The sequence below is a fragment of the candidate division KSB1 bacterium genome (assembly GCA_022566355.1).
Lineage (GTDB): Bacteria > Zhuqueibacterota > JdFR-76 > JdFR-76 > DREG01 > JADFJB01.
The window spans coordinates 28,492-52,101 of record JADFJB010000008.1 but is presented as its reverse complement, the minus strand read 5'-3'; the positions used below and the strand labels follow the sequence as shown (position 1 = coordinate 52,101).

Here is a 23,610-nt window from a genome sequence, read left to right as displayed (position 1 = left end):
TTCGCAAAATTCTGTTATTTCGATAGAGCTTTTAGTTATCCAACACTTCCTTCAAGACTTATTGCTAAAAGCTTTTGTGCTTCCACAGCAAACTCCATAGGCAATTCCTGGAATACTTCTTTGCAATACCCATTGACAATTAAAGCAATAGCATCTTCTGTGTTGATCCCACGCTGATTGCAATAGAAAATTTGATCATCACCTATTTTTGATGTGGTCGCTTCATGTTCTACTTTAGCTGTTGAATTGTTAATTTCAAGATACGGAAATGTATGTGCGCCACAGCGATCACCAATAAGCAAGGAATCACACTGGGAGAAATTACGAGCGTTGCTCGCATTTTTGGTAACCTTCACCAACCCTCGATAGGAATTGTTGCTTTTTCCGGCAGCTATTCCTTTAGATACAATTGTGCTTTTTGTGTTTTTCCCAATATGTGTCATTTTTGTGCCGGTATCTGCTTGTTGATAATTATTGGTCACTGCAACTGAGTAAAACTCACCGGTGGAATTGTCACCTTTCAGAATAACACTGGGGTATTTCCAGGTTATCGCCGAGCCGGTTTCAACTTGAGTCCAGGATATTTTCGCGTTTTCTCCCAGACAAATTCCTCGTTTTGTGACAAAATTATAAATTCCACCTTTTCCGTTTTTATCCCCAGGATACCAATTCTGCACGGTTGAGTATTTTATTTGAGCGTCCTTGTGCGCAAACAACTCTACAACTGCAGCATGCAATTGATTTTCATCTCGCATGGGAGCGGTGCAACCTTCCAAGTAACTAACATATGAACCTTCTTCGGCAATGATCAAAGTTCTTTCGAATTGTCCAGTATTTGCGGTATTTATTCTAAAATAAGTTGACAATTCCATTGGACAGCGAACACCTTTCGGAATATAACAGAAGGAGCCATCGCTGAAAACCGCAGAGTTCAGGGTTGCATAGAAATTGTCAGTATAAGGAACAACTGAACCTAAATATTTTCTGACCAATTCGGGATGATTTTGTACAGCCTCGGAAAAAGAGCAGAAAATAATACCAAGTTCTTCCAGTTCTTTGTGAAAAGTTGTAGCTACCGATACGCTATCCATAATTGCGTCTACGGCAACCCCGGTTAACCTCTTCTGCTCACCTAAGGAGATGCCAAGTTTGTCAAACGTCTCTAGTAATTTAGGATCGACTTCATCTAAGCTATCGAGCTGTTTTTGGGGTTTGGGTGCAGCATAATAATAAGCATCCTGAAAATCAATTGGTGGGTATTTCACGTTTGGCCATTTGGGTTCTTTTTGTTCAAGCCAGTATCTATAAGCCTTTAAGCGCCATTCCAGTAAAAATTCCGGTTCATCTTTCTTCTTGGAAATAAAACGGACAATATCTTCATTTAATCCTTTTGGCGCTAATTCGGTCTCAATATCAGTAGTAAATCCGTATTTATATTCGCTTTTTGTTATTTGTTCAATGGTCTCTTGTTCAGTGCTCATCTATACCTCATTTGAAGAATTTGAAGAATCATAAAAATAAACATCATATTAATTCAATAAAAACATTACTTTCATCTATAACTACTTTATAAGTATTAATATTCTCAACTGCAGGTAGACAAAGAACTTCACCACTACGAATGTCAAATTGCGCTCCATGAAGCGGACATTCGATTGTATATTCTTCTAGCCAACCATCTGACAATGAACCATATTGGTGCGTACAAACATCATCAAAAGCATAATAATTGCCATTTACCCGGCAAATTGAAATTTCCTTATCCTCGACTTGAAATGATTGAACCTGCCCTGGTGTTAATTCTTGAATTTCACAAACCTTAATAACTTTCGGCATTTATTACCCAATTTACTAGTATCCATTTAATAATAATTCATTGTTTTCTAATAAGATACTACAAACCCGATTAAAATAGTCGCATATAACTTATTGCAAGTGTTTAAAAATGTCAAGAGAAATTTGTACTTGAAGAATTAGCATAAATTATTTACTGCTATAATTATTTTATTGAGATTAAAAATATCAAAATGTGGAACGAAAATTGCACATATTGTTCATCAGTAAATAAAAGGCCAATTAAAGCCTGCCTATTGGCTCATTTAGTTTCACGGATGAACATACTGTCTCATGATGAGACAAAATAAGTTGGGTAAAGTATACCTAGCTGGTGTTAATTTGGCTAAATACTCGATTAGACTGCAAAATGTCTAATTATTGATTTTTATAACTAACTATGGAGGGTTGTGATGATCACCAAATTTTGGGAATCTATTTTTAAAACCTCATCACATTTAAAATATCTTTTGGTATTAATGACCATCTTTGTAAGTAATTCAGTCATTGCGCAGGTTAACATTGATTTTACTACCACTGGTGGATTTGGAAATAGCTTTAAGGTTCTTCTTAGATATATAGTACCTTTAACAATGAACGTAGAAGAAGAAGAATTGATTAAGATTGAGGTTGATTTTAGTGAAGATTGTGACTCATTGTTTTTAATAATACCGGATAAACCGGAATTTTTTACACGCTGGCAAGATCAGAGAATTGCCGGACCTGCTAACCAAATTTCTGGTTCAATTCTCTTTAAACCTCAGATTGATGATGGAGCTCAATATATATTTAAGTTAATTGCAGGATGTATTCAGGCAAATGGAAAAGTATATTCAGATACTTTCATAGTAGATTTAAGAGTTGCACCTTGCATTGTTAATGAACCAAAATTTTCAGGGGGGACATCAAATACAATCTCGTGGATTGAGAATAAAAATCTATTTGACCAATATGTATCTTTGATTGATCCTACCAATTCAGGAAACGTTAGAAAACAGTTTACTAGTCTTAGAAAATCATCAAATGCAGGTGTAGTACAAACCACCTTTGAAAATCTTCAACATGAAGTTGAATATGGATATTTCATTAAAGGCTTCAAAGAAGATAGTACTTCTGTAAATTCTACTACAGTTATTAGTATTCAAGATGCAATACCTCCTGACTTTTTAGGCAGTTCTTCCGGAATGGAAGGACCTAACGCTACAGTCGACTTGTTTTGGCAGATAGTCGAAGATGCAACCAGCTTTGTGAGAGGATTTGTTATTTTTCGACGAATGGGTATGGGAAGCTTTGTTGCTATTGATTCGGTTTTTGTCTCGCAAGATGCCCCGGAAGACGACTTTCATTTCCAGGATGAGCGTGACTGGGGATTGATTGAAGGGGAAACCTTCTTTTATAAAGTTGCTGCTTTTGACGCGGGCTTTAATGTTGGTGATGGAAATGAGCTTGGACCATTTGTGCCAGATGCAACTACTTCACCTCCTCCAACATTTTTCTGGGAGCAAGGATTTGGTTTTGATTTTGTTCCACCGGAACCCCATGCACCATTTCCGGCTCAAAGTTCAAATGAAAAACCCTGGTCCAAAAAGGGAACATCAAATACGGTCTATTTAGTCAATCCTAAAGGTAAACCTGGGTTCGAAGATTTGGCCAGTGTAGATTTTGTGCGTTTTCAAGCTGTAAGGGATAAATCCAGATTTTTTGATGCGGAATGGCAACCCGGAGTTCAATTTTTTGATACCTGGATATCACCGTGGATTCCGGTAGATCAATTTAATGGTGGACTCCTATTCTTTAATTTTGATTTTACGAATAGCGGCACAAATGATGATTCGTTTATTCATGGCCACTTTTTTAAGTATCGAGCCCAATTCAGAGACAAGGCCGGAAATCGATCTGAATTTTCAAGGTCTAGCTCAGAGGAAAGGTTTATTGGGGCGTTTCAGGATGTATTTCCTCCTGGTGATATTTCCAATTTAAATATTTTCGTAAAGCTAGATTCAAGTGTACCAGGAGGAGGTTTTATTCGATTGGATTGGGAAGCAGCAGGGGATTCAGTGAGTGGTGTCAAAGCTTACACGATCCATCGAAAAATTGGAGAGGATGGAGAATTTAAACCAATTGCAATAGTAAATTCAACGGATGGTTTAGTACAATCTTACCCCGATACCTTTGCTAATATAAATACTAGCACTACAGTTTGCTATAGAATTAGTGCAGAAGACAATGTGGGGAATAAGAATGATTTCAATGATTCTTTAAGGGAAGTTTGTGCCCGTGCACCACTTGCGCCTGAAATCGCATTTGCTAATGGATTTACGTTATTCAACAATGATCTATACACAACCAAAAACGCTGTTATTGTTAATTGGACTGACTTTGATACCAAAGACGTTGAAGGAATGACGTTAACAGTTAATGGGCAAACAATCGTAGTAGACCCGAAAGCTTTAGAGGCGGTAGTTCAATTAGCAGAAGGACCTAATCAAATATTTGCAAATGTTCAATTTGCCAATGGAATTATAAGTCCAAATTCAAACACTCTCGAAATTATAAAAGATAGTACTGCACCCGGATCTATATCCTTAAGTGTTAATAATGATCCATCTCCAAACGGAAACATGTTTTTAAATTGGACAAATGCAGATGATTTGCTGCCGGTAGAGTATGAGATTTTTCGACAGGAAGTTAATCCAAACGGAAATAGTCTTTCCAAAACTTCAAAAATTGCAACGTTTATATCATTGGGTGTTACATCAGACACATCGTTTACCGATCCATACATTAACGCAGATGGAAGTTTCCTAATCGCTTTTCAACACTACGAATACAAAGTTGAACCCTCAGATTTACTAGGAAACAAAACCGAAGCAAGTGCGGCAACAGATGAGGATTATTGCAATATTGCTCCACAAATTACAAGTATGTCATTTAATTCGGATGACATCAAAATCATCTGGTCATTCCCGGAATTCTCGGATTCCAGCTTTGTTCCACTAGATTTAACGCGCTTTGATATAAAGCTTTTTCGAGATGGCACACTTTTCAGAGAGGAATTTGTTATAGGCAAAAAAATGGTTATATTTCAAGTAGATCCTGGACCTGAATATTGTTCAATCGTTCGAGCTGTGGAACTACAATCCTCAAATCTAGACTCATCAGCTTTGTCAAATCAAAGATGTACTGATACGGGTAAAAGCATAATTCCAACTAATGATATATTGCTTACCCAAGCCCAACCAACAGATACTACCGGGATTTTCGTTTCTTGGGAGTTCTATTTTGATAATAATTTTTGGGATAATAATTCACGAGAGCTAGTAGGATTTTTTAGGGTAATTCGAGTACAAATTAATAACTCGTCAGAGACCTTTGAACAGGATTTTTTTCCGGGAGACCCCGCTTATGAAAATTTAATGTATATGGATCGAACAGGTTTAACGCCCAATGCCGATTATGTTTACCAGGTAATTCCGTTTGAAAAGAAAGTAAATGATCCACCACGATTTGTGCCTGCTGGAAATGCCGGAGCAGATACTGCTAACGCTAAAAGTAACGTTAAAAATTTCACAGACAGAGTATTTATTCCAAAATTCAATGGTTTGCATGTTGCCAATCCAGCAACAGGGAAAAAATATTTTAATATAAATACAAAAGATTCTCTTCGTGTTGAATGGTTATGGCTTTTCGAAGAAAATGGTACAGAGCGGATAGCGGAGTTTGGAGACACGCGAGGAGCTGAATCAGTACAAGTATTTTTATCCAACAATCCGGATTTTACAAATCGTCCGGATTTTAAGCAATTCACTGAAATCATTGAACTAAGAAGAAATTTGTTGACAAATATCGATCAATTTTATAACACTTCTACGAATGATCTTACTAACCCGAATAGATTTAATGTTTTTGAAGGAAAATCTGTATTTGCTAAAATAATGGGATTTGATCGGTTTGGTAATAGCCCAGATTATCCATCTTCAGCGGAATTAGATGGTGTGGATGAATTGATACTGGACAACACACTGCCGTCGCCCACAAGCTTAGATTTTACGATAACTTCATCAAATGATACATCAACCGCAATAACTTTAGTAGATATTAATTTTTCATGGTCGAAATCCACTGATGACCTTGCTGGGTTGCGAGATAATGAAATCCAAATTTTTAAAATGATTAATGGTAACCAATCCGGAATGACTAATGGTAACCAATCCCAATCGAACGATGTTAACGAGTCTATAGTTGCGAAAATAACAAATATTCCTGGAGGAGATTCGACGGCCTTACTAAAAGAATTTGAAATTTTAGATGAGTTTTTTACTCAGCCGTTATTTTTTAGAATTGTTCCAAGGGATTTTGCAGATAATATCAACGATTCAGGTGAAATTAAACCATTCACATTTTTTAGCCCGCCGGAGCTGATATCGGTTGAGCGGGACAGTATTACAAATAATGTGAGTGTCACCTGGTCCAAAGTTCAAGCTGCGGATAAATATTTTTTGGTTTTCGCTAATCAAAAATCTTTTTTCCTTTTTGATTTACGTGATAATCCAGGTAATAGAGAAATAATAACAGCAAATCCAAACGATCCTGATATAATTACTAAAAAAATAGAACGTATTTTCAACCCGGATACAACTGTGTTTTTCCGAATGTTTGCAATTAAAGGAGATATTTTCGAATCCGGTTGGTCAAACTTTTTTGAATTATTGCCATCTAATCAGGTTGGCGGCGGTAATAACACAACAACAGATGTTGAAGAAATTGTAGGAATTCCGTCCACGTTTGCATTACGACAAAATTATCCGAATCCATTCAATCCGGAAACAACGATTGAATATGATTTGCCAAGATCAACGCAAGTGGAAATATCAATTTATAACCTTGCAGGTAAGAAAATAAAAACGTTAATCGACCACCACCAAGATGCAGGTAATTACAGGATTATTTGGGATGGCAGAAACGATTCAAATAATTTAGTTGCATCGGGAGTTTATTTGTATAAAATTACTACTTCTGAATTTCAAAAGGTTAAAAAGTGTCTATTTCTTAAATAGTTAGGCTAATGAATGAAATGGCGCATAGTAATTCTAAATGCAATCCTGATATCGGTTAGCCAAATATTTCCGGCGTTTTCCCAAACGCCAACAATCTTAAAGACTCAAGCGCTACAGATGATCCCCGAACCACTTGTAACAATGGGGACATCTAATATTGTGTTTACCACACCGGATTCCGGAGCTAAAACATTTCTTTTTAAAGAGTTTGCTGCTTCGGATTATGATACATTAGCATCTACCGGCGACCCTGGACAATTCTCGGCAACCATTGGTGGGCTAGCTGACGGTAAGACCTATCAATACCAGGTATTATTTGAGGGTCTCTCAAATATCGTCTTTTCAACCCAGGACAATACAACTCCAATCGTAACCATACTTTTTGATGGCAATTTTGCTAATAGTTCAAGTTTTGCAATTCCATTTTCAGTGGTTGATTCTGTTTCTCAAAGTATTAAAAAAACAGTATTTTATTATAGACCATTACACAATAGTAATGAAGATTGGCGTCTAATAGATTCTACGGAATATTCGCCACCAGTCGTAGCTTCCCCTGGAAATCCATTTTCCGATAGTTTTACTTTTCTAGTTCCTGATTCTCTCGGTGACGGGGAATATGAGTTTCTAATTATTGCCCAGGATACGGCTTGGGCTCGGGACCATCGACCGGATCAACCCTTCGCAGGGGAAGAGGGTAATATGATAACAGTTAGTGCAGCAACACCTGCGCTTAAACAATTGTTTGTGGATACTTTTAAACCGTCCTCCCAGATAACATCTTCGCTTAATCAATTTTTCAAAAGTGTATCTGTCCAAATTCAGTATCATGTGGATGACATTTTTGTGGGACACGATGACTACCAGGGTAGTGGGGCAAATAAAATACGTTTACTTGTGAACTATAAAGTAACTCCAAATGGATCGTATACTTACAAAGATTCGCTCTTTCAAACAGTTCAACTTCCTACCCTTCCTTTGGAATTAGATGGGGCATTTAATTTTGTAGCTGGTCAAGACGGATTTTATGAATTTTATACTATAGTCTCGGATACGGCTCAAAATGTGGAAAACGATGGATTACCGAAGCAAACAAATTTACCCTTTGTAAAAATAGATACATCCTTACCCGAAGTAGATAGTATTGCAATCAGCGAAATGTCTGATCCCGGTGATCCGAAAACAGTTGCAAAACCGGGATGGACAAAAAAGACTACGGTATCATACCAAATATTTGGCGCTGGAGATGTTTCTAAGGATGGTTATCAATCTGGTCTTGAAACCATAAGATTAGCCGAAGATTCGGGTTTTATTGTGAATGATTCAAGTTTTTCCTTCGAGACCGGGGCGCTTTCGGGCCTTTATGAATTATCAAATCCGATTGGATCGAAGGAAGTATTTGTAAGCGTTACAGATAGCGCTGCAAATTCAAGTTTCCCAAAATCCGATTCAATACTATTCGACCCGAATCCTCCTTTACTAATACAATTTGATATTCCGCTTTTCCTCACAGCGGTGACGAATATTGATGCGAATATTGAGGCAAGCGATGATTTCACTTTAGACACCCTCTATATTTGGCGAAATGATACTTTGATCATCCGGACAGCCCTGCCTGAAGATAACCAGTTCATATCACCGCTTAATTTGGAAATACCTAACCAATTAGGCGTCCATCAATTCAGAGCACAAGTTAGGGACAAAGCTGGAAATTTAAGCAATGCTATTACGGATTCTGTTAAGCTTGTGAATGTCGTAAACCTGCTACAAATGGATATATCAGATTTAACAGATCCGGATGATGATTATTTAGGAGCTTTAACTGGCTTTTCAGATAGTATGGTTGTAAGTGTAGAATTGACCTACACAAGTACTCTAAGGAAATTACACTTGGCTAACGATGCATCCTTCTCCTCTTTTTCCCAACTTGTCGCGCCTTGGAATGTAATTTCGGTTGCAGGGACCGATACAACAATTCAGTTTGAATATAATTTTTCAGGAGATGATGGCCTAAAGACTTTATTTATTCGTGGTATTGGTCCACAAGATACGGATACCAGCAATGTTGTAATAGATTCGATTATAATCGATACGGTTGAGCCGGTCTTGAACCAAATTTCGGTTTACCGTGTTTTGAGTCCGGGTGATACAACATATTCTTATTCCAATTCTCGCAACATTCGAGTGCGATTAAACACCCCGGAAACTGAAATTGTGAAAATGGTATTTTGGGAAACCGGTCTGGATTCTGTTCTTTACGAAGGCTTTGCAACGGATACTACATATTCTTTACAAATTTTAGACGATGGACAAATAGAATTAAATGCAAGTATTCGTGATCAAGCAGGTAATTGGAGTGTTATTCAAAATACCGATGCTTTTTTCGATCGTCGTTTACCCAAACTAAATGTACTTTCTTTTGACAGCCCATTTTCATCTGAATTTCAAGTAAACATCAATTATGATGCAGAAGATGACACCGCATTTTCCGGAGTTGGTCTTCTGGATCGAATTCGTTTTAGCGAAGACAATCAATTTCCTGCTAACAATGTGCAGGTATTTGATCTTCCAAATTTGGTGAAGAATGCAGACAGTTTTCAGATTGATCTATCTCAAGTTCTTGGAGAACATACGGTTTTTGCACAAGTTAGAGATCGTGCCGGTAATTGGGGTAATATCCTCAACACTTCCATAATAGTGGTAGATATAGTTCAACCCGACAACTTAGTCCTTGTGGATGTCACCACCCAAACGAATATCCAAGATGCTGCCCAACAAGGTTGGAGTAATAGTGATACGGTACGTGCAATTCTAACCCATAAAGGTGTTTTGGAAAGAATTGTAGCAGCGAAAGATTCTGAATTTTTAGATGGTAAACAGGATTACGATGCTTGGACTGTGATTGATGATTCAACTGTTTCAATTCTATATGATTTTGGGGATGAATCCGGCTTAACTGATTTATATGTAAAACTAATTGGTCCTAATGAAATTGACACAAGTAAGGTTATTACTGCTTCCATTGAAATAGATAAAGTTAGACCGATCTTGGATGATATTTCATTTTATCGAGTGCTTTCAGATGGAGATAGTACATTTCTTTATACAAATTCCCGAGATATTAATGTTCTCTTGAATACTCCAGAAAGTGGAATTGCCAAAGCTCAAATATGGGAATCCGGTTTGGATAGCGTCTTATACAATACGTTTTCAAATGACACGACTTATTTTTTAAAAACCACAACTGATGGCCAGATTGAATTAAATGGCAGGATTCGGGATAAAGCTGGAAATTGGAGTTTGCCTCAAAATATGGATGTTTTCCTGGATCGACAATTGCCATTTCTAAATTCACTTTCTTTTGACAGCCCATTTTCATCTGAATTTCAAGTTAACATTAATTTTAATGCAGCAGATGATACAACTATATCAAAGGTCGTTTTCCTGGATCGAATTCGATTTAGTGAGGATATTCAATTCCCAGCAGAAAATGTGCAGGTATTTATGCTGCCAGAAGTAACTGAAATTACGGATAGTTTTCAAATTGATCTCTTGCCAAATTTAGGTGAACATACTGTCTTTGCTCAAGTACGTGATAAAGCGGGTAATTGGGGTAATGTTCTTAACGCTCAGATCACAGTTATTGAAATCGTTCAACCGACCAATTTGGTTTTAGAGGATATAACTCCTCAAACCGATATGCAAAATGCCGCACATCCAGGCTGGAGCGACAATGACACGATTAGGGCTGTTTTGACTTTTGATGGGGTTTTAAAGAGGATAGTAACTGGAAGTGATCTCGATTTTTCTGTAGACAAGATGGAATTTGATGATTGGACAACGATAAACGATTCCACTGTTTCCTTTGTTTTCGCTTTTAATAATGCAAATGGGGAAACGAATTTATACGTAAAACTGATTGGTCCAAATATTTCAGATACAAGTAATGTAATCAATGCATCCATATTCGTAGATAAAGAGAAACCTACTTTAGATCAAGTGATCCTCTTTCAAGCCATCACTGTAAGCGATACGATTTATGAATTTGTAAATGACACAACAGTTCAAATTCGATTTGATAACCAATCAGAACCAATTTCAGCTGCATTATTAAGAGAGCAGGGTAGTGAGGCAATTTTTTATTCGACTTTTCAAACCATTACAAATTATACGTTCAATACCGCATTAAATGAAGTTAAAGCAGTTTTTGCTTCTGTTCGTGATTCATCCGGAAATTGGAGCGTTGAATATAGCGATTCGATCATTTTGGATACATCTCCTCCTGGAATTTCCAGGTTTATTTTATCTGATGTTTCGACTATTGGGACAGGGGATTCCACACTTACCGATGACTTGACAATTGAGGTGACATTTTCAACAAACGACATACTTCCCGGAAAACTCTTCCGGGTGGTGACCAGCCATCTACATCTGGGCGTGCTCAAAACGATGCCTTCACAAATAATAGTCAATCATTCAATTTTTTTATGGACCGAATTGATCATTCGAACGGACAATTTAGTTTTCCTTATGAAACCCAGGAGCAGTTTATTACGGGCAATAGAATTAATTGTTGGATTGTCGTAGAAGACAGCGCTCGAAATTTCAGCGCTGTTTTGAATGATGTGATACTTTTTTCAGCGCCTTTAAGAATCCATAGTGTATTATTTGATGTGGATGACCCAACCGATTCTTTATTTTCCTCATCTAACACAATTACTTTACAAATAAATGAAACCAGTGGTATCTTTCAAGAAGTTGCTTTTTCAGAATCTGTTGCAGGTTTAACAAATTGGACTCCTGTTCAAACAGGAGAAATATTTATTACTCAATATGAATTTATATCAGCAGAATCCTTCTTCGAAGGTAAATTATATGTAGCTGCGAGAAATTCAGCAGGCCAGTTCAAGCTAGATTCTACGTCAATTATAATTGATAAGCTTATACCGCAATTAATTAGCATTGAAATCAAAGCGAACGTTCCGGAAGGAGCAACCTCGTTTACAAATAGAGAGGATGTGACTGTTAACATTCAGGCTACAGATTTGGGCCTTGTAAAGGAAATCCAAATAACCCAGGATTCAACATTTTCTACTTTTGAAAGATATGATGTCTCGTCATTGAATACTGGTGATTATAATGCCAGTGTTCAGTTCGATTTAACCGGGGGAAATGGTATCAAAAGAATATTTGTCCGGGTATTGGATCAAGCGGAAAATGTAAGTTTGATTTCTTCAGATGAAATTATTGTCGATCTGGACCCATTAGGTCTTATTTCTAATTATCCAAATCCATTCAACCCAAATTCTGAAGTGACTACTTTGGTGATTAAATCTGACGGAGCTACTGAGATCGAATTGAAAATTTATGATCTGTTTGGTAATTTGGTTAGAGAATTAAATGCTCCTACAGGAATAGCTTACAACCAAATTGTATGGGACGGTCGAAATGGTAAAGGTGAGATGGTTGCCAATGGCGGATATATTTGTGTAGTAAAAGTTGGAAAAGAAGTTCGTATGCGTAAAATTGCGGTTATGAAATGAAATCTCGGCAGTCTAACAATTTTATTTTTCGATTTTTATTCATTATATTGCTAATCTTTAGCACATCTTTTGTTTTTTTTGTAAACGACAATTTCGCCCAAGATGGGGATGCAGGTCAACCCGGTGAATTTCTTCGTTACGGAGTAAATGCGCGTGCTTTGGCGATGGGGCAGGCATTTACAGCTGTGTCGGACAATGCGAATTCCGTGTATTGGAATCCTGGGGGATTATTTGACATTATTCGAGATGGATTTAGTTTTTCGTTTATGTTTTCCAAGCTTTATGAATCCACTTCTTACAACTTTGCAGCATTGGCGATTCCTCTCGAATTGATTGTTTCTTCTGAAAGTGAATCCGGTATTGCAGGTGAACTAAAAAAATGGAACCTTGGTTTTGGCTATTTATCCTTAACCAGTGATGATTTTGAAGGCAGGGATCAAAACAATCAAAGAACCGGAAAAATTTTCTCAGACCAACAATCAGCCATTTATTTTTCACTAACTCGATCTTTTGCCTATAAGGGCCACAGGTTTGGTATTGGCGCAAATTACAAATTGCTTACACATAAATTATTTGATCTGCAATCAAATGTTCCTGCAATTGATCTGGGTTTGAAATTTCAACCGGAGTTTTCCTGGATTGAGTTTGGGGCGGTATTGCAAAATATGAATAAACCGGATTTTGCTTTCACTGGTAGAGGTGAGGATATTATTAATCCTTCTGTAAGATTTGGATTTGCTTTTAGACCAAATACTGATAAAAGTATATTTAAAGCGTTGCTTATATCGACTGATATTGTTGTGATTACTCCAGGTAAAAAAGATCATGATTGGTATTTAGGGGCTGAATATGATTTAGCACAACTGTATAATACCGTACCTATTAAGCTTAGATTTGGAATAAATTCCCGCGAAAACTTTTCATTTGGTATAAATTTGGATTTGCCCAACAGCACTTTCTTAAAATCAAATCAAGTCCTTCCAAAATTAGACTGGGCCTATCTTACTAATGACCAAACATCGTTAGGTGGACTTGCAGAAAGATTTTCAGTAGATTTTAGCTATACGCCATATACAAGCCAAAGATGGTATAGTCGAGGTTTGCAGAAGTTCTTAGATAATAAATACCAGGATGCCAAAGAAGATTTTCGACGGTCTATTGAAGCTAAAAACCCGGGATTAACCGGTTATCCGGCTTCTTCAGCCTTAAGGTTAGGCGATATTGAGGTATTTGTGTCAAGAGACAAACTGGCAGGACTCAAATCAGCCCTTCCATTCTATCGAAAAGGTTTTAGCCAAGACCGGCCGCAAATTGCAACAGATGTAGAATTTAATTACAAGTCTGCAAATTACTATTTGCAAAGCTTAATTCATGATAAAAAATACAGTCAAGTCGTTAATCTTACAACTAGTGAAACATCCTGGCAAGATCAACCGGAAAGATTCCAATCTGACCCTGATGTTCTCAGTTTAACAGCATGGGCGAGTTTTTTTATTGATGATTTTGACAATGCCATTTATTCGGCGCAAGAATCTAAAGGTGCTGTTCTCTGTGAATTTTTATTGGGTTTGATTTATTTAAATCAACAAAAATATGAAGAAGCAAGGAATATATTTGCTAATATTACGAATAAAGCGGATTATCATATACCGGACCAGATTTATGTCCATCCTTTTAAAGACAACCTTGTATTGGATGATGCGCAATTTCTGTATGCCTATGCCGGATTTAAGTTCTTCAGTCAAGAGGGTGTATTGGATGCACGACAATTAGTTGAATTAGCTCAAATTCAGCGTTATTATCCATTATCTGATATGAATAAATTTCTACAGGATGATAATCGCTTTCAATCGTTAATCGATATGACTTATAACAATGGAAGAAATGTTTTAGATGGAATTTTTCAACAATATCTTAACGCAATTAAAAAAGGCAGTGTTTCTGTTGCATCTTTAATTGCAGAATTCTAGATAGGAGACGAGGATATGACTTTCAAGAAAGGGTTTGCTATGTTTCGTAAATGTGTATTCTTGATTATTTTTCTTTATGTGCTTCAAGTCAAATTGGCTACTAGTCAGCAGAATTTTGAAATTCAGGTGACTGTTGATAATGTTGTGAAAAAGAATTTTCTCGGGATTCCAAAAGGCGCCGATTTTACTCTCAATTGGAGAATAATGGAAAATACAGGCAGCGGGCTTGTAGAAGCCCCGATTAGCAGATTAAATAACTATGAAGTATTATATGCCCCTAATGACAGCACTTTTGCCAGTGCGAGTACTTTACGGCCGGGTCAAGTAAATACTGTCACAATTCCGGATTTGGATATTGGAGATAGATACTATTTTCGAGTTCAAGCAATTGGGAGCAACAATCAATTATTCCAATCCGCAGTTGTATGGATGCAGGCTGGAAAAAAAAGTGAGATTGCTGGTGGTGGGGAAGAACAGGTTGAACAAACCTGGTTTTCTTATTTTCCACTAAATGGCAAATTTCCACTTATACTACTGGGAAACGCGGCGGTGTATGACAAAGCAACTTTTCTTGGAAGACTGGCATTTTGGGTAATCTGGTGGTTTTTCTTAATTGGAATTTATATATGGGTGGATTGTATGCGATATTCCAAATTAGCAAAAATATTCCCTTTCCAAAAAAGTAAATTTAAACCATCAATCCAATATGAGGCCATTTTTGAAAATCGCAAGGAAGCTATTTTTTTTGGTGAAGATGGAATTATTGATCGTTGGAAAAAAATTATAGATTCAACGGGTGATTTGTTAGATAAAGCTTCTTTAATTAAAGGTGAGCATTTGGATTTTGATCGGTTAAAGATCACTTCTGCAACCTGGTGGCGGGATACTGGCCGGGGAAAAATCAAGGAATTACTGGAAGATATAAATCCATATTGTAAGAAATATCCAACGGCCCGTATCATTCGTGCGGGATTGGCGAATCATGAAATCAATGGCTACAAATTTATGGAGTCTTCCCAGGAAGTAGATCGAGCCATAGAAAACCGTGCGGTTATGGAAATCGAAAAATTGAAAGGTCAAGCAAAACTGGAATGGCTCTGGAACCTGGGAGCAACCGCACCGTTGATTGGATTGTTCGGCACAGTAACCGGTATTTCGGTTTCATTCCAAAATCTTGCAATGCAGACCCAAAAGGGAGGAACTGATTCCAGCGATAAGATAGCTCAATTAGCTGGTGGCATTAATGAGGCACTCTGGACCACTATTTTTGGATTAAGTGCCGGCATCTTTTTAGTCATTTTATACTATGTTTACAAAAATAAAATGGATTGGATTTACGGAAAATGGGAGGAGATTTATGTGGATGTCTCCGAAAAATTGTAAAACTTAATAAGTTTATAATATGACTTTTCGAAAATCAAGCACTCAAAAGGAGATTGAGCTTCCTACTTTTATTGATATTGTTTTTCTTCTCTTGATCTTTTTTATCGTTTCCTTTTCTCCTGTTGCACCAAAAGTTGGTGAAGCTGAATTGGAGTTGAATCTTCCTGTCGCCGAGGGCGCTGGCCAAGTTGAATCCGATGAACTCTTGGAAACGATTCTGATCGAAATATTACCGTTAAAGGAAGAAGAGAAAATGATAGGTTTTAGGGTTTCTGTTTTGCTACCATTTGAAAACTATGCATCTCAAAGAGGTAGATTAACTTATAGGGATGCTAAAAGTTATGCGATTCAATATCAACGGCAGGCAGATTTACCTCTCGATGTTTCAAAATTGAGTGATAGGGAATTTTCAAGACTTCCTGCTATCCAGTTATTAAATGATCAGATTGATCGATATGTAGCAAGTAAATTTAGAGTTCCACGACCTTCAAACCGAATTGATATTCGAGCTGACCAGGAAGTTCAATTTAGAGTAATCAATGCTGTAATGGAAAAATGCAGTTCTTATGATGATTTGATACCGAGCTTAGTTTTTAGAACCAAATTTAAAAGGGAATAAATTGTGAAATCGCGTACTTCAGGTGATGACAAAAGAAAACTAAATTTAATTTCTTTGATGGATGTAGTTTTCATCCTTCTGATATTCTTTTTGGTTTCAGTATTTTTTGCTTCGTTGCCGAACGAAGAAAGAAAATTATTTATTCCAACACCAAAAAATGAAGCCGGATCTGCCCAGGTTCTAATCCAGCTGATAGATGATGAATCTTACTTTTACATCGACCCACTGATGACCGAAAGTTTGGTTAACGACATCACTGCAATAGATCGTGGCGGGTTGAGCACTTCCGCAAAACTAGCTGCCAAAAAGAACCTTCTAATGCGGCGATGCAAATTTAAAATGGATGATCCACAAAATAATTTGTTTGATAAATTGGCTAAATTAGTAGACCATGCTAATACCCATCCGGAAGAAGAATATTTTGTAATCATTCGTTGTCCTGGAAATCTGCCTTATAGCAAGGTGATCGATGTTATACAAGTACTTGCAAATTCAACATATCAAAATATTCAATACGGCTGTGTTGGGGGGACTATCGATGATATACGCAACAGCAGTAGAATTGAAATGTTCACTGTCCGGGAAGAAGGTCAGCTACGAAAAAATGTAGTCATCGATTTATGACATAAGAAATAATTATGCTAAAGAAAATACTTACATATTCAGCAACTTTTGTTTTAATTGTTAGTTTGGGGCTTTATGTTTATCGTGCAATTGCGCTGAGTAAAATTCCAGTTGAAGACGCCGATCTTGGTACTGAAGTAGTCGAAATTATTTTGCCGGAGCGCCCGGGAACGAAAAGTTTGGTTTTAACAGGTCCTCTCATTAAGCCTTTGGTTTTTGCGGTGAATATGAGAACACCTGGTATTAAAAGTTTGGATTGGGATGAACTAATTAATGTGGATTTCACGGCAGATGTTCGGGTGACTGCAAGAGTTGAGGCGGATGGTTCTTTGGAGTTCGATCCGATTGACGATGTCTACTGTCCCGGACACGCAAAAGCAGGAGAGATGGTAAGCAATGTTTTAAAAAGTTGGAAATATACACCCTTTAAGACCGGAATCCTAATCATACGTTTTAATGTGGGCGCTGTGGGAAAAAAGATGACTGTAGATGTTTCGCAATTACAAAGACGAGAAGGAGTGGACCCAGACATTCCACTTAAAAACGGAAAGCTTTACCTGGTAAAAGGCAGTTTAAAAAGCAGTGAAGTTAGAATAAAAAGCTGGTAGTAGTTTTTTCCAAGTTATTTAAATTCAAATAAGTGAATTTATTATGAATACTAAAAACAAAGTTATTTGTTTATCTTTTATCCTTTTTACTTTACTCATTACGAGTAGTATTCAATCTCAAGAATTTATTAAATCCAGGGGATTGATGTTGTTTAACAGGGGTGACTATGATTCATCAATAGTAGTAATTAAAAATTGGCTGTTAACCAAGGCCAAAGAGCCTGAATTGGCTAAGTATTATTTAGGAGAATCTTATTACAATCTTGCGATGCGGGAAACCCAGGTTAGATTAGTACGGGATTATTTTCGTAAAGCTAATCAATACTTTCAGGAAGTGTTAGGTGTTTCTGATGTAAAGAAAAATTACCCAAAAGTTTATTTTGGTTCTCAATTAAAATCCGGATGGTGTTTCTTTCGTCGTGCAGAAACGGGTGAAAGACCCGCTGATCTGTTGAATGTGGCATTCAATAGCTTCATAAGAATTGATTCGAATGCTCCGGACTCCTTAATTTTGCAGGCAAATTTTCTGGCTGGTGAGTCCCGTTTTCGGGAAGCAATTTTAAGAAGGTTTGATGCTTTTTGGCCTGAGATATCTACGGATAAAATTAATAAAACTATAGACAACCTACGAGAGGCAAACACCTATTATAAAAAAGTGTTGCAGCTAGATTCTGATGACTTAATGAAACTTGTAACGGAAATTAGAATAACTGATGTAAAATATGAATTATTGAAGGTTTATCAATCAGTTCCGGAACCCATGTTTTCGCAAATTGTGGACGACGGTAAAGGAAATTCAAGCAGGGAAACCGCTTTGAATCTTGCATCTGCAATCAATTATCCTTCGATCCTTAGCAAGTTTAAAAGTAGCCAGCGAAATGCTTTTCTAGAGTTTCTATTTTATACTCAGGGAATGGTGAATTTAAATCAGTTTTTAATGACTTTTAATCCGCAAAACAGATTGGATGCCATTGACAATTACAATCAAGTATCTTCTAATGAATTTGGGCTTGAATTGAAATTCAGACAAGGTAACTTGGATCATACCACTACGCAACCTGGTGACAATGATAATTTTTTCAGTCTTTCTCAAAATGACCGGCAAAGTTTTTATTTCCAGGCATTACCTTCCAGTAGTCTTTCCGATTATTCCGAATCTTATTTTTGGCTAGGAGCCGTTCAGTTTATAGCTAATAGAAATACGGGAATTAACAATTTTCAATCGTTTATCCTAAGATCAATCGAAAGAACTGAACCAAGGATTTCTGCTCTTTTAGATCAAGCACAATATTGGCGCAGTATACTATATCTCGATGCAAACCGCGGTAACAAGGCAAGCTTAAGAGAATTAAAATTATCACTCGAGAACTTCGACCCGAAAAATTCTGAGATATCGCAACAAAAAGATCTTCTTTTAAATTTGACCCAACTTGAACTTGGGGAAGATATTAGAAGTGAAATCCTGCGTAGCAGGGGTGTGGAAAAAGCGGTAGAGATGATCCAATTCTTACTTCCCAAAGCTGCTTCGGTTACTGGCATAAATCGTTTGAATTACTTAAAACAACTTCAACGAATTTTTGCCATTACCCAGGCTGAGATGACCAATGAAACCAATTTTTTTGAAGGTATTGCAAATTCTCTAGAAGCAGAAATTCAAGGGGATGAAGATGATAAAAAGAATCTTTTTTCCAAATCAGCTGATATTTTAACAAAAGTGAGGGGCACATATGTAGATGAAGCAAATTATATCCGTGGCAGGAGTTTATTTTTTGCGGAAAAATATGATGCGGCAAAAAATGTTTTGAAAGGAGTAATTAACGAAAAAAGAAGTTTACGTTCTCTATTTTATTTTGCCGAAATACTTCGAGCGAAGGGATTCGGAGATGCAGCCAAGTTATGCTTTGATGTGATCAAAGATAAAACCAGGACCAACCAGGATGGAAGATTTTGGTTTGAAAATGCCGAAGCCGCCATTAGACTTTGTGTAAATCGAGCAGACGGTAGTTCGGAACTTTCAGGGTTAAACTATCGAAATGTGGAATTCCCTGACAATCTTTTAAGTGGGCAAGAAAATTCGTATGAACAACTCGCAGATCCAAAATTCCTTCGTTTTCAACGGTTGCAACAGAGCTTGGATCTATTGAAGAAATTTTCCTTACCAAAGAAATCTCTTTATGCTTTTGCCCAAGCACCCAATACTTCTATTTTCAAAAAGGGCAGCCTTACATCTTTACCATCCGTACTGAATGAGATTTTAAGAAAAGAAACATCTTTCTTGGAACTTTTTGTACTATCCGGAGAAGGAACGGATTCCCCAATTCGCGCAACATTGAATGATGTAGAACTGCTTCGCATCGGAGAAAATAAATTTAAATCGGATGTTCTGGAGTTAGGAGAAACTGTTGAACTAATTGTTCGCCAGCAAGGTTCTTACATGTATAAAAAAGTGTTTGATGTTGTAAAACCTGGAAAGCAAATCATATCCATACCAATGACGAAAAAAGTCAAATTTCAGCTTATGGCTCAACCAGGGAAACCGACGAACTATGCTGAATTCGAACACAGGTTGGATAAAAATATAGTCATACGTAATGAAATTAAAAAAATTCCGGTAAACTCGGAGTTGATGTTAGATTTTTCGAGAAAGATAAATTTTAGAGATGTTGCCTTTTCGGCTATTCATAACAGATTTTATGTGGTGGAGTCCAGTCTTAAAAATGGAATAAAAATGTATGACGAATCCGGTGGCCGGTTTGTGTCTGATGAGGTATTTAGATTTGATTTCAGTAATTATGACATGACCTCTTTACAGGAACCGGAAGGTATTTGTTTAGATAATCAAGGAAATTTTTATTTAACAGATTTTGGTGCTAACCGTGTTGTTTCCTTTGACAGCACAGGTAAATATAGATATCATTTTGGGAAATTTGGCGACAATGAGAATCGCGAGGAGGGGGATAAAATACGGTTGATGTACCCAACAAGAATTAATATTGAAGAAGACGCTACTGGCGTTAGTTTTACGAATGAGATTGGAGAAACGGAAATCGTTTCTAGAAATCCATATTTATTTATAGCTGATAGAAATGGAATCTATCGTTGCGATCTGGATGGGCAATATCTGGAAACGATTTTGCGGCCAAATAATTCTGATATTTTTTCAGGAAGTATTTATGCATTAGGTGTCGAAAACTACGGTTCTGCCGCAAGATTGTTTATAGGACTTAGAGAATCATTTCAAGTTAAAAGTTTTTCTGCGATTCCGCAGGATTAATTTCTTAGTAGCAATCTAACTAATTTTGTTTCCAGTTAAATAAGTTTACTTTTTGTTGCGGGCTCAAGTTCCTTTGATCCTTGATTAACTCCATAGCACTCTTCAAATATATATTTTTAACCGCCAAACCGGCTGCAATTGCATAAGTGATAAACATCATTATCGTTAGAATAAAAATATGCAATAATGATATTTCAAAAAACTGATAATTGACTTGGAAAGCGGTAAAGAAACTAGCCAGTTGCGAGTCTAATAAACGACCAAGGAATAAGGATCCCAATATTCCAATAAAGATTGAACAACTGAAAAGAATGAGTACTTCGAAAAAGTGAATCAACGCGAAATTTTTCCAATCAACTCCCATGGTTTTTAAGACACCAAATTGTTTAGCGCTTCTTGAGACAAACTGGCTGAATACCGAATAGACAACGAATAGTCCGGTAAAACCAAGACATAAAAGCATGCCAATGACAATCCCGGAGATGATTTTCCTCATTGTGTGAATAGTCCCCAAAGATTCAATCATACCAAGATTCATATCTGCCTTAAAATTCATTTGCAGAAAAGTTCGTAACCCGCGGGCATACTTAAATTCCTTGATGAATAAAGATCCATAAGTAAATATTGTTGTATCTTGTTCACTAATCGATCTTTCTGGTCTAAAGAAGGGTAACAGGGTAAACGAATTGTTCCCCTCAAAATCGGGATTTAATTTAAATAATTCATGAAAATGATTTTTAATGAGATCTTCGTGCCTTGCCCTTCCATTGATGTAAGAGAATTTAAGAACAAATTGATTGTCGCGTATAAAGCTATCTCCGCGTAAACCCAGTTCATTCATTGCTGGTTCTAAATTTAACAATAGATCATCTGCCGCTTGCATTGAGGGTAAAAATCCGACTTCAAAAGAAGAAAGGCTTGTGGGGGTAAAATAATGATTGACCAATTGTGCATAGAAATAATTAGACATAATAAAATCACCCCCGGGTTCGGGAAGCCTTTCAGAAATCCCAAGAATTGGAAACTTTCTTACCCTGGCATCGATCCCGGAACCATATTTTGAATAGAGAATTCGAGGAGAATCGTTTTTAGATATCTTCGAGAGTCCTAATTTATTCATTGCATCTTTGGAGACAATCAAACCAAGATCATTATTAGACTGAAACGATCTTCCGAAAAGTAAATTATCTTCTATAATTTGCATAACTGGATCACTCGGATCTATTGTGCGCCCGGTTAATCGAACCGGATCAAGTTCTTTCAAGTCAGGATCAATTAAAGTACCCCATAAGGATCTTCTGTTAAAACCACTTGCATAGGATAAAATGATGTTCTGTTGGTTGCCAGAGTTCCCGAGGGAAAAAGACTCCGGATCTTCTGTTGTAGCGGTGATGTTTGCAATTTGGGATAATGTAGATTTATCGATAGCAGGGTCGGTTAAAGGTCGTGATATATTTAGACTGTGGATAAAAGGATTTGATTGAATAAGTTCCAAGTATTTACTTGAACCCAGATAAAATCCTAAGATGAGAAATGATGTTAACGCTAATAATGAAGTTATAAACAACCCGACTATACTTGTCCATTTTAGATTCGGAGTTTTCGGCCAAAAATCCCATCGGCTAAAAGACCATGCGAATTTAATTATTTTTGCCAGGTCACTTTTTTTAAAGCCATCATATTCATTTTGATTGCTCGAAAAAACTTTGTGAAGTTTTTTCTCTCCCTTAGAATCTACCGTGCCGTTTTCGCTCATCAAGTTTGTCATTTGATCTAACGAGACATCCCATTTTTTTACCGTATGATTTGCTTTGTTACTCAACTTTGCATCAAACACATCAGTATTTTTAATACCATGATGATTATCAATAATCAGGATACGATCTGCATAACGCCTGGCAAGTTCAACGTCATGAGTCACCAAGACTAATGTTTTTTCTTTAAGATTATTTTGCCATCCTTTTAAAAAGAGAAAAACTTTATCGGCAGAATTAGGGTCAAGGTTACCCGTTGGTTCATCGGCAAAAATGATTGAAGGATCATGTAGAATTGACCGAATAAGTGAGAATCTCTGCAGTTGTCCGCCGGAATATTTATCAGGTGTGGCTTCTCCCCGGTGATGTTTAATTGAGCTTTTAATTCTCTCAATAAATGAAAGTTTATTAGAATTTCCATTTATCGGAATAGGTTTAGGACCACCGCCATTCTTAAATTCTTCAAATAGGCCGGAATCCAGGCTTTTCTGCCAAAGATCATCAAATTTTTCCTGTGAAAGTCCATTTAATAAAGTGGGCAAATGAATGTTTTGTTTAACCGATAATCCAGGGAATAAAAATGAATCCTGAAAAACAAATCCAAAATGCTTTCTAAGAATTAGATCTTTAAGTTCTTGATTTTGCCAAAATTCTTCAATCGCAAATTTTGATTTGTCGTATGAATCTAAGTTAAATGGAAAATTGAAAGTAATGGGGGATTTTAGGTCTGTATGGCCGTTTTGGTTTAAGTCATCGGGTGGTTCTAGAAGTCCTAAAATACTTAATAGGGTAGATTTCCCGCTTCCCGACCTGCCCAGGATAACTGTTGTCTTACCAAATGGAATAAAGACGTCTTCAAGATCTAAAGCAGTTATAGAATTCCAAATATTGTTTGATCTGTTCCAGTAAGACTTTTGAAGTTTTGCAATTGTAATACCAAATTCCATA

At 36.8% G+C, this 23,610-nt stretch carries 12 protein-coding genes; 9 read left to right on the top strand and 3 right to left on the bottom strand.

What is annotated here, in order from left to right:
- Window positions 1-35 precede the first annotated feature (35 nt).
- Together sufB and IIC38_02925 are read right to left on the bottom strand one after the other, a co-directional pair.
- A complete protein-coding gene (gene sufB, locus IIC38_02930) occupies window positions 36-1,481 on the bottom strand; it encodes a Fe-S cluster assembly protein SufB (protein MCH8124901.1) in 1,446 nt (481 codons plus the stop codon).
- A gap of 43 nt (window positions 1,482-1,524) precedes the next feature.
- Entirely contained in the window at window positions 1,525-1,836 is a 312-nt protein-coding gene (locus IIC38_02925; GenBank protein ID MCH8124900.1) for a non-heme iron oxygenase ferredoxin subunit, read from the bottom strand.
- A gap of 410 nt (window positions 1,837-2,246) precedes the next feature.
- Between IIC38_02925 and IIC38_02920 the strand changes: the two genes are divergently transcribed.
- From IIC38_02920 to IIC38_02880, 9 genes are all read left to right on the top strand, one after another.
- Window positions 2,247-6,890 carry a T9SS type A sorting domain-containing protein gene (locus IIC38_02920; GenBank protein ID MCH8124899.1) on the top strand — a complete coding sequence of 1,548 codons (4,644 nt, stop codon included), beginning with the start codon at window positions 2,247-2,249 and terminating at the stop codon, window positions 6,888-6,890.
- Window positions 6,891-6,902: 12 nt separating this feature from the next.
- Window positions 6,903-11,474 carry a hypothetical protein gene (locus IIC38_02915; protein ID MCH8124898.1) on the top strand — a complete coding sequence of 1,524 codons (4,572 nt, stop codon included), beginning with the start codon at window positions 6,903-6,905 and terminating at the stop codon, window positions 11,472-11,474.
- The gene (locus IIC38_02910; GenBank protein ID MCH8124897.1) at window positions 11,375-12,430 is read left to right on the top strand and encodes a T9SS type A sorting domain-containing protein; all 1,056 of its coding nucleotides are present in this window, start codon (window positions 11,375-11,377) and stop codon (window positions 12,428-12,430) included. Before IIC38_02915 ends, IIC38_02910 begins: the two co-directional genes overlap by 100 nt.
- Window positions 12,427-14,400 carry a hypothetical protein gene (locus IIC38_02905; protein MCH8124896.1) on the top strand — a complete coding sequence of 658 codons (1,974 nt, stop codon included), beginning with the start codon at window positions 12,427-12,429 and terminating at the stop codon, window positions 14,398-14,400. The genes IIC38_02910 and IIC38_02905 overlap by 4 nt, the downstream gene beginning before the upstream one ends.
- A gap of 639 nt (window positions 14,401-15,039) precedes the next feature.
- Window positions 15,040-15,783, top strand: a complete 744-nt coding sequence (locus IIC38_02900; GenBank protein ID MCH8124895.1) for a MotA/TolQ/ExbB proton channel family protein — start codon at window positions 15,040-15,042, stop codon at window positions 15,781-15,783.
- Window positions 15,784-15,802: 19 nt separating this feature from the next.
- On the top strand, window positions 15,803-16,402 hold the full coding sequence (locus IIC38_02895; protein MCH8124894.1) for a biopolymer transporter ExbD: 600 nt from the start codon (window positions 15,803-15,805) through the stop codon (window positions 16,400-16,402).
- A 3-nt stretch (window positions 16,403-16,405) separates the two neighbouring features.
- Window positions 16,406-17,026 (top strand): biopolymer transporter ExbD, encoded by a 621-nt coding sequence (locus tag IIC38_02890; GenBank protein ID MCH8124893.1) that lies wholly within the window; start codon window positions 16,406-16,408, stop codon window positions 17,024-17,026.
- Window positions 17,027-17,040: 14 nt separating this feature from the next.
- Window positions 17,041-17,634, top strand: coding sequence for a hypothetical protein (locus IIC38_02885; protein ID MCH8124892.1), 594 nt, complete (start codon window positions 17,041-17,043; stop codon window positions 17,632-17,634).
- A 43-nt stretch (window positions 17,635-17,677) separates the two neighbouring features.
- Entirely contained in the window at window positions 17,678-20,908 is a 3,231-nt protein-coding gene (locus tag IIC38_02880) for a hypothetical protein (protein MCH8124891.1), read from the top strand.
- A 19-nt stretch (window positions 20,909-20,927) separates the two neighbouring features.
- On the opposite strand, the gene IIC38_02875 is transcribed toward IIC38_02880, so the two are convergent.
- Window positions 20,928-23,609 (bottom strand): ATP-binding cassette domain-containing protein, encoded by a 2,682-nt coding sequence (locus tag IIC38_02875; GenBank protein ID MCH8124890.1) that lies wholly within the window; start codon window positions 23,607-23,609, stop codon window positions 20,928-20,930.
- Window position 23,610 lies beyond the last annotated feature (1 nt).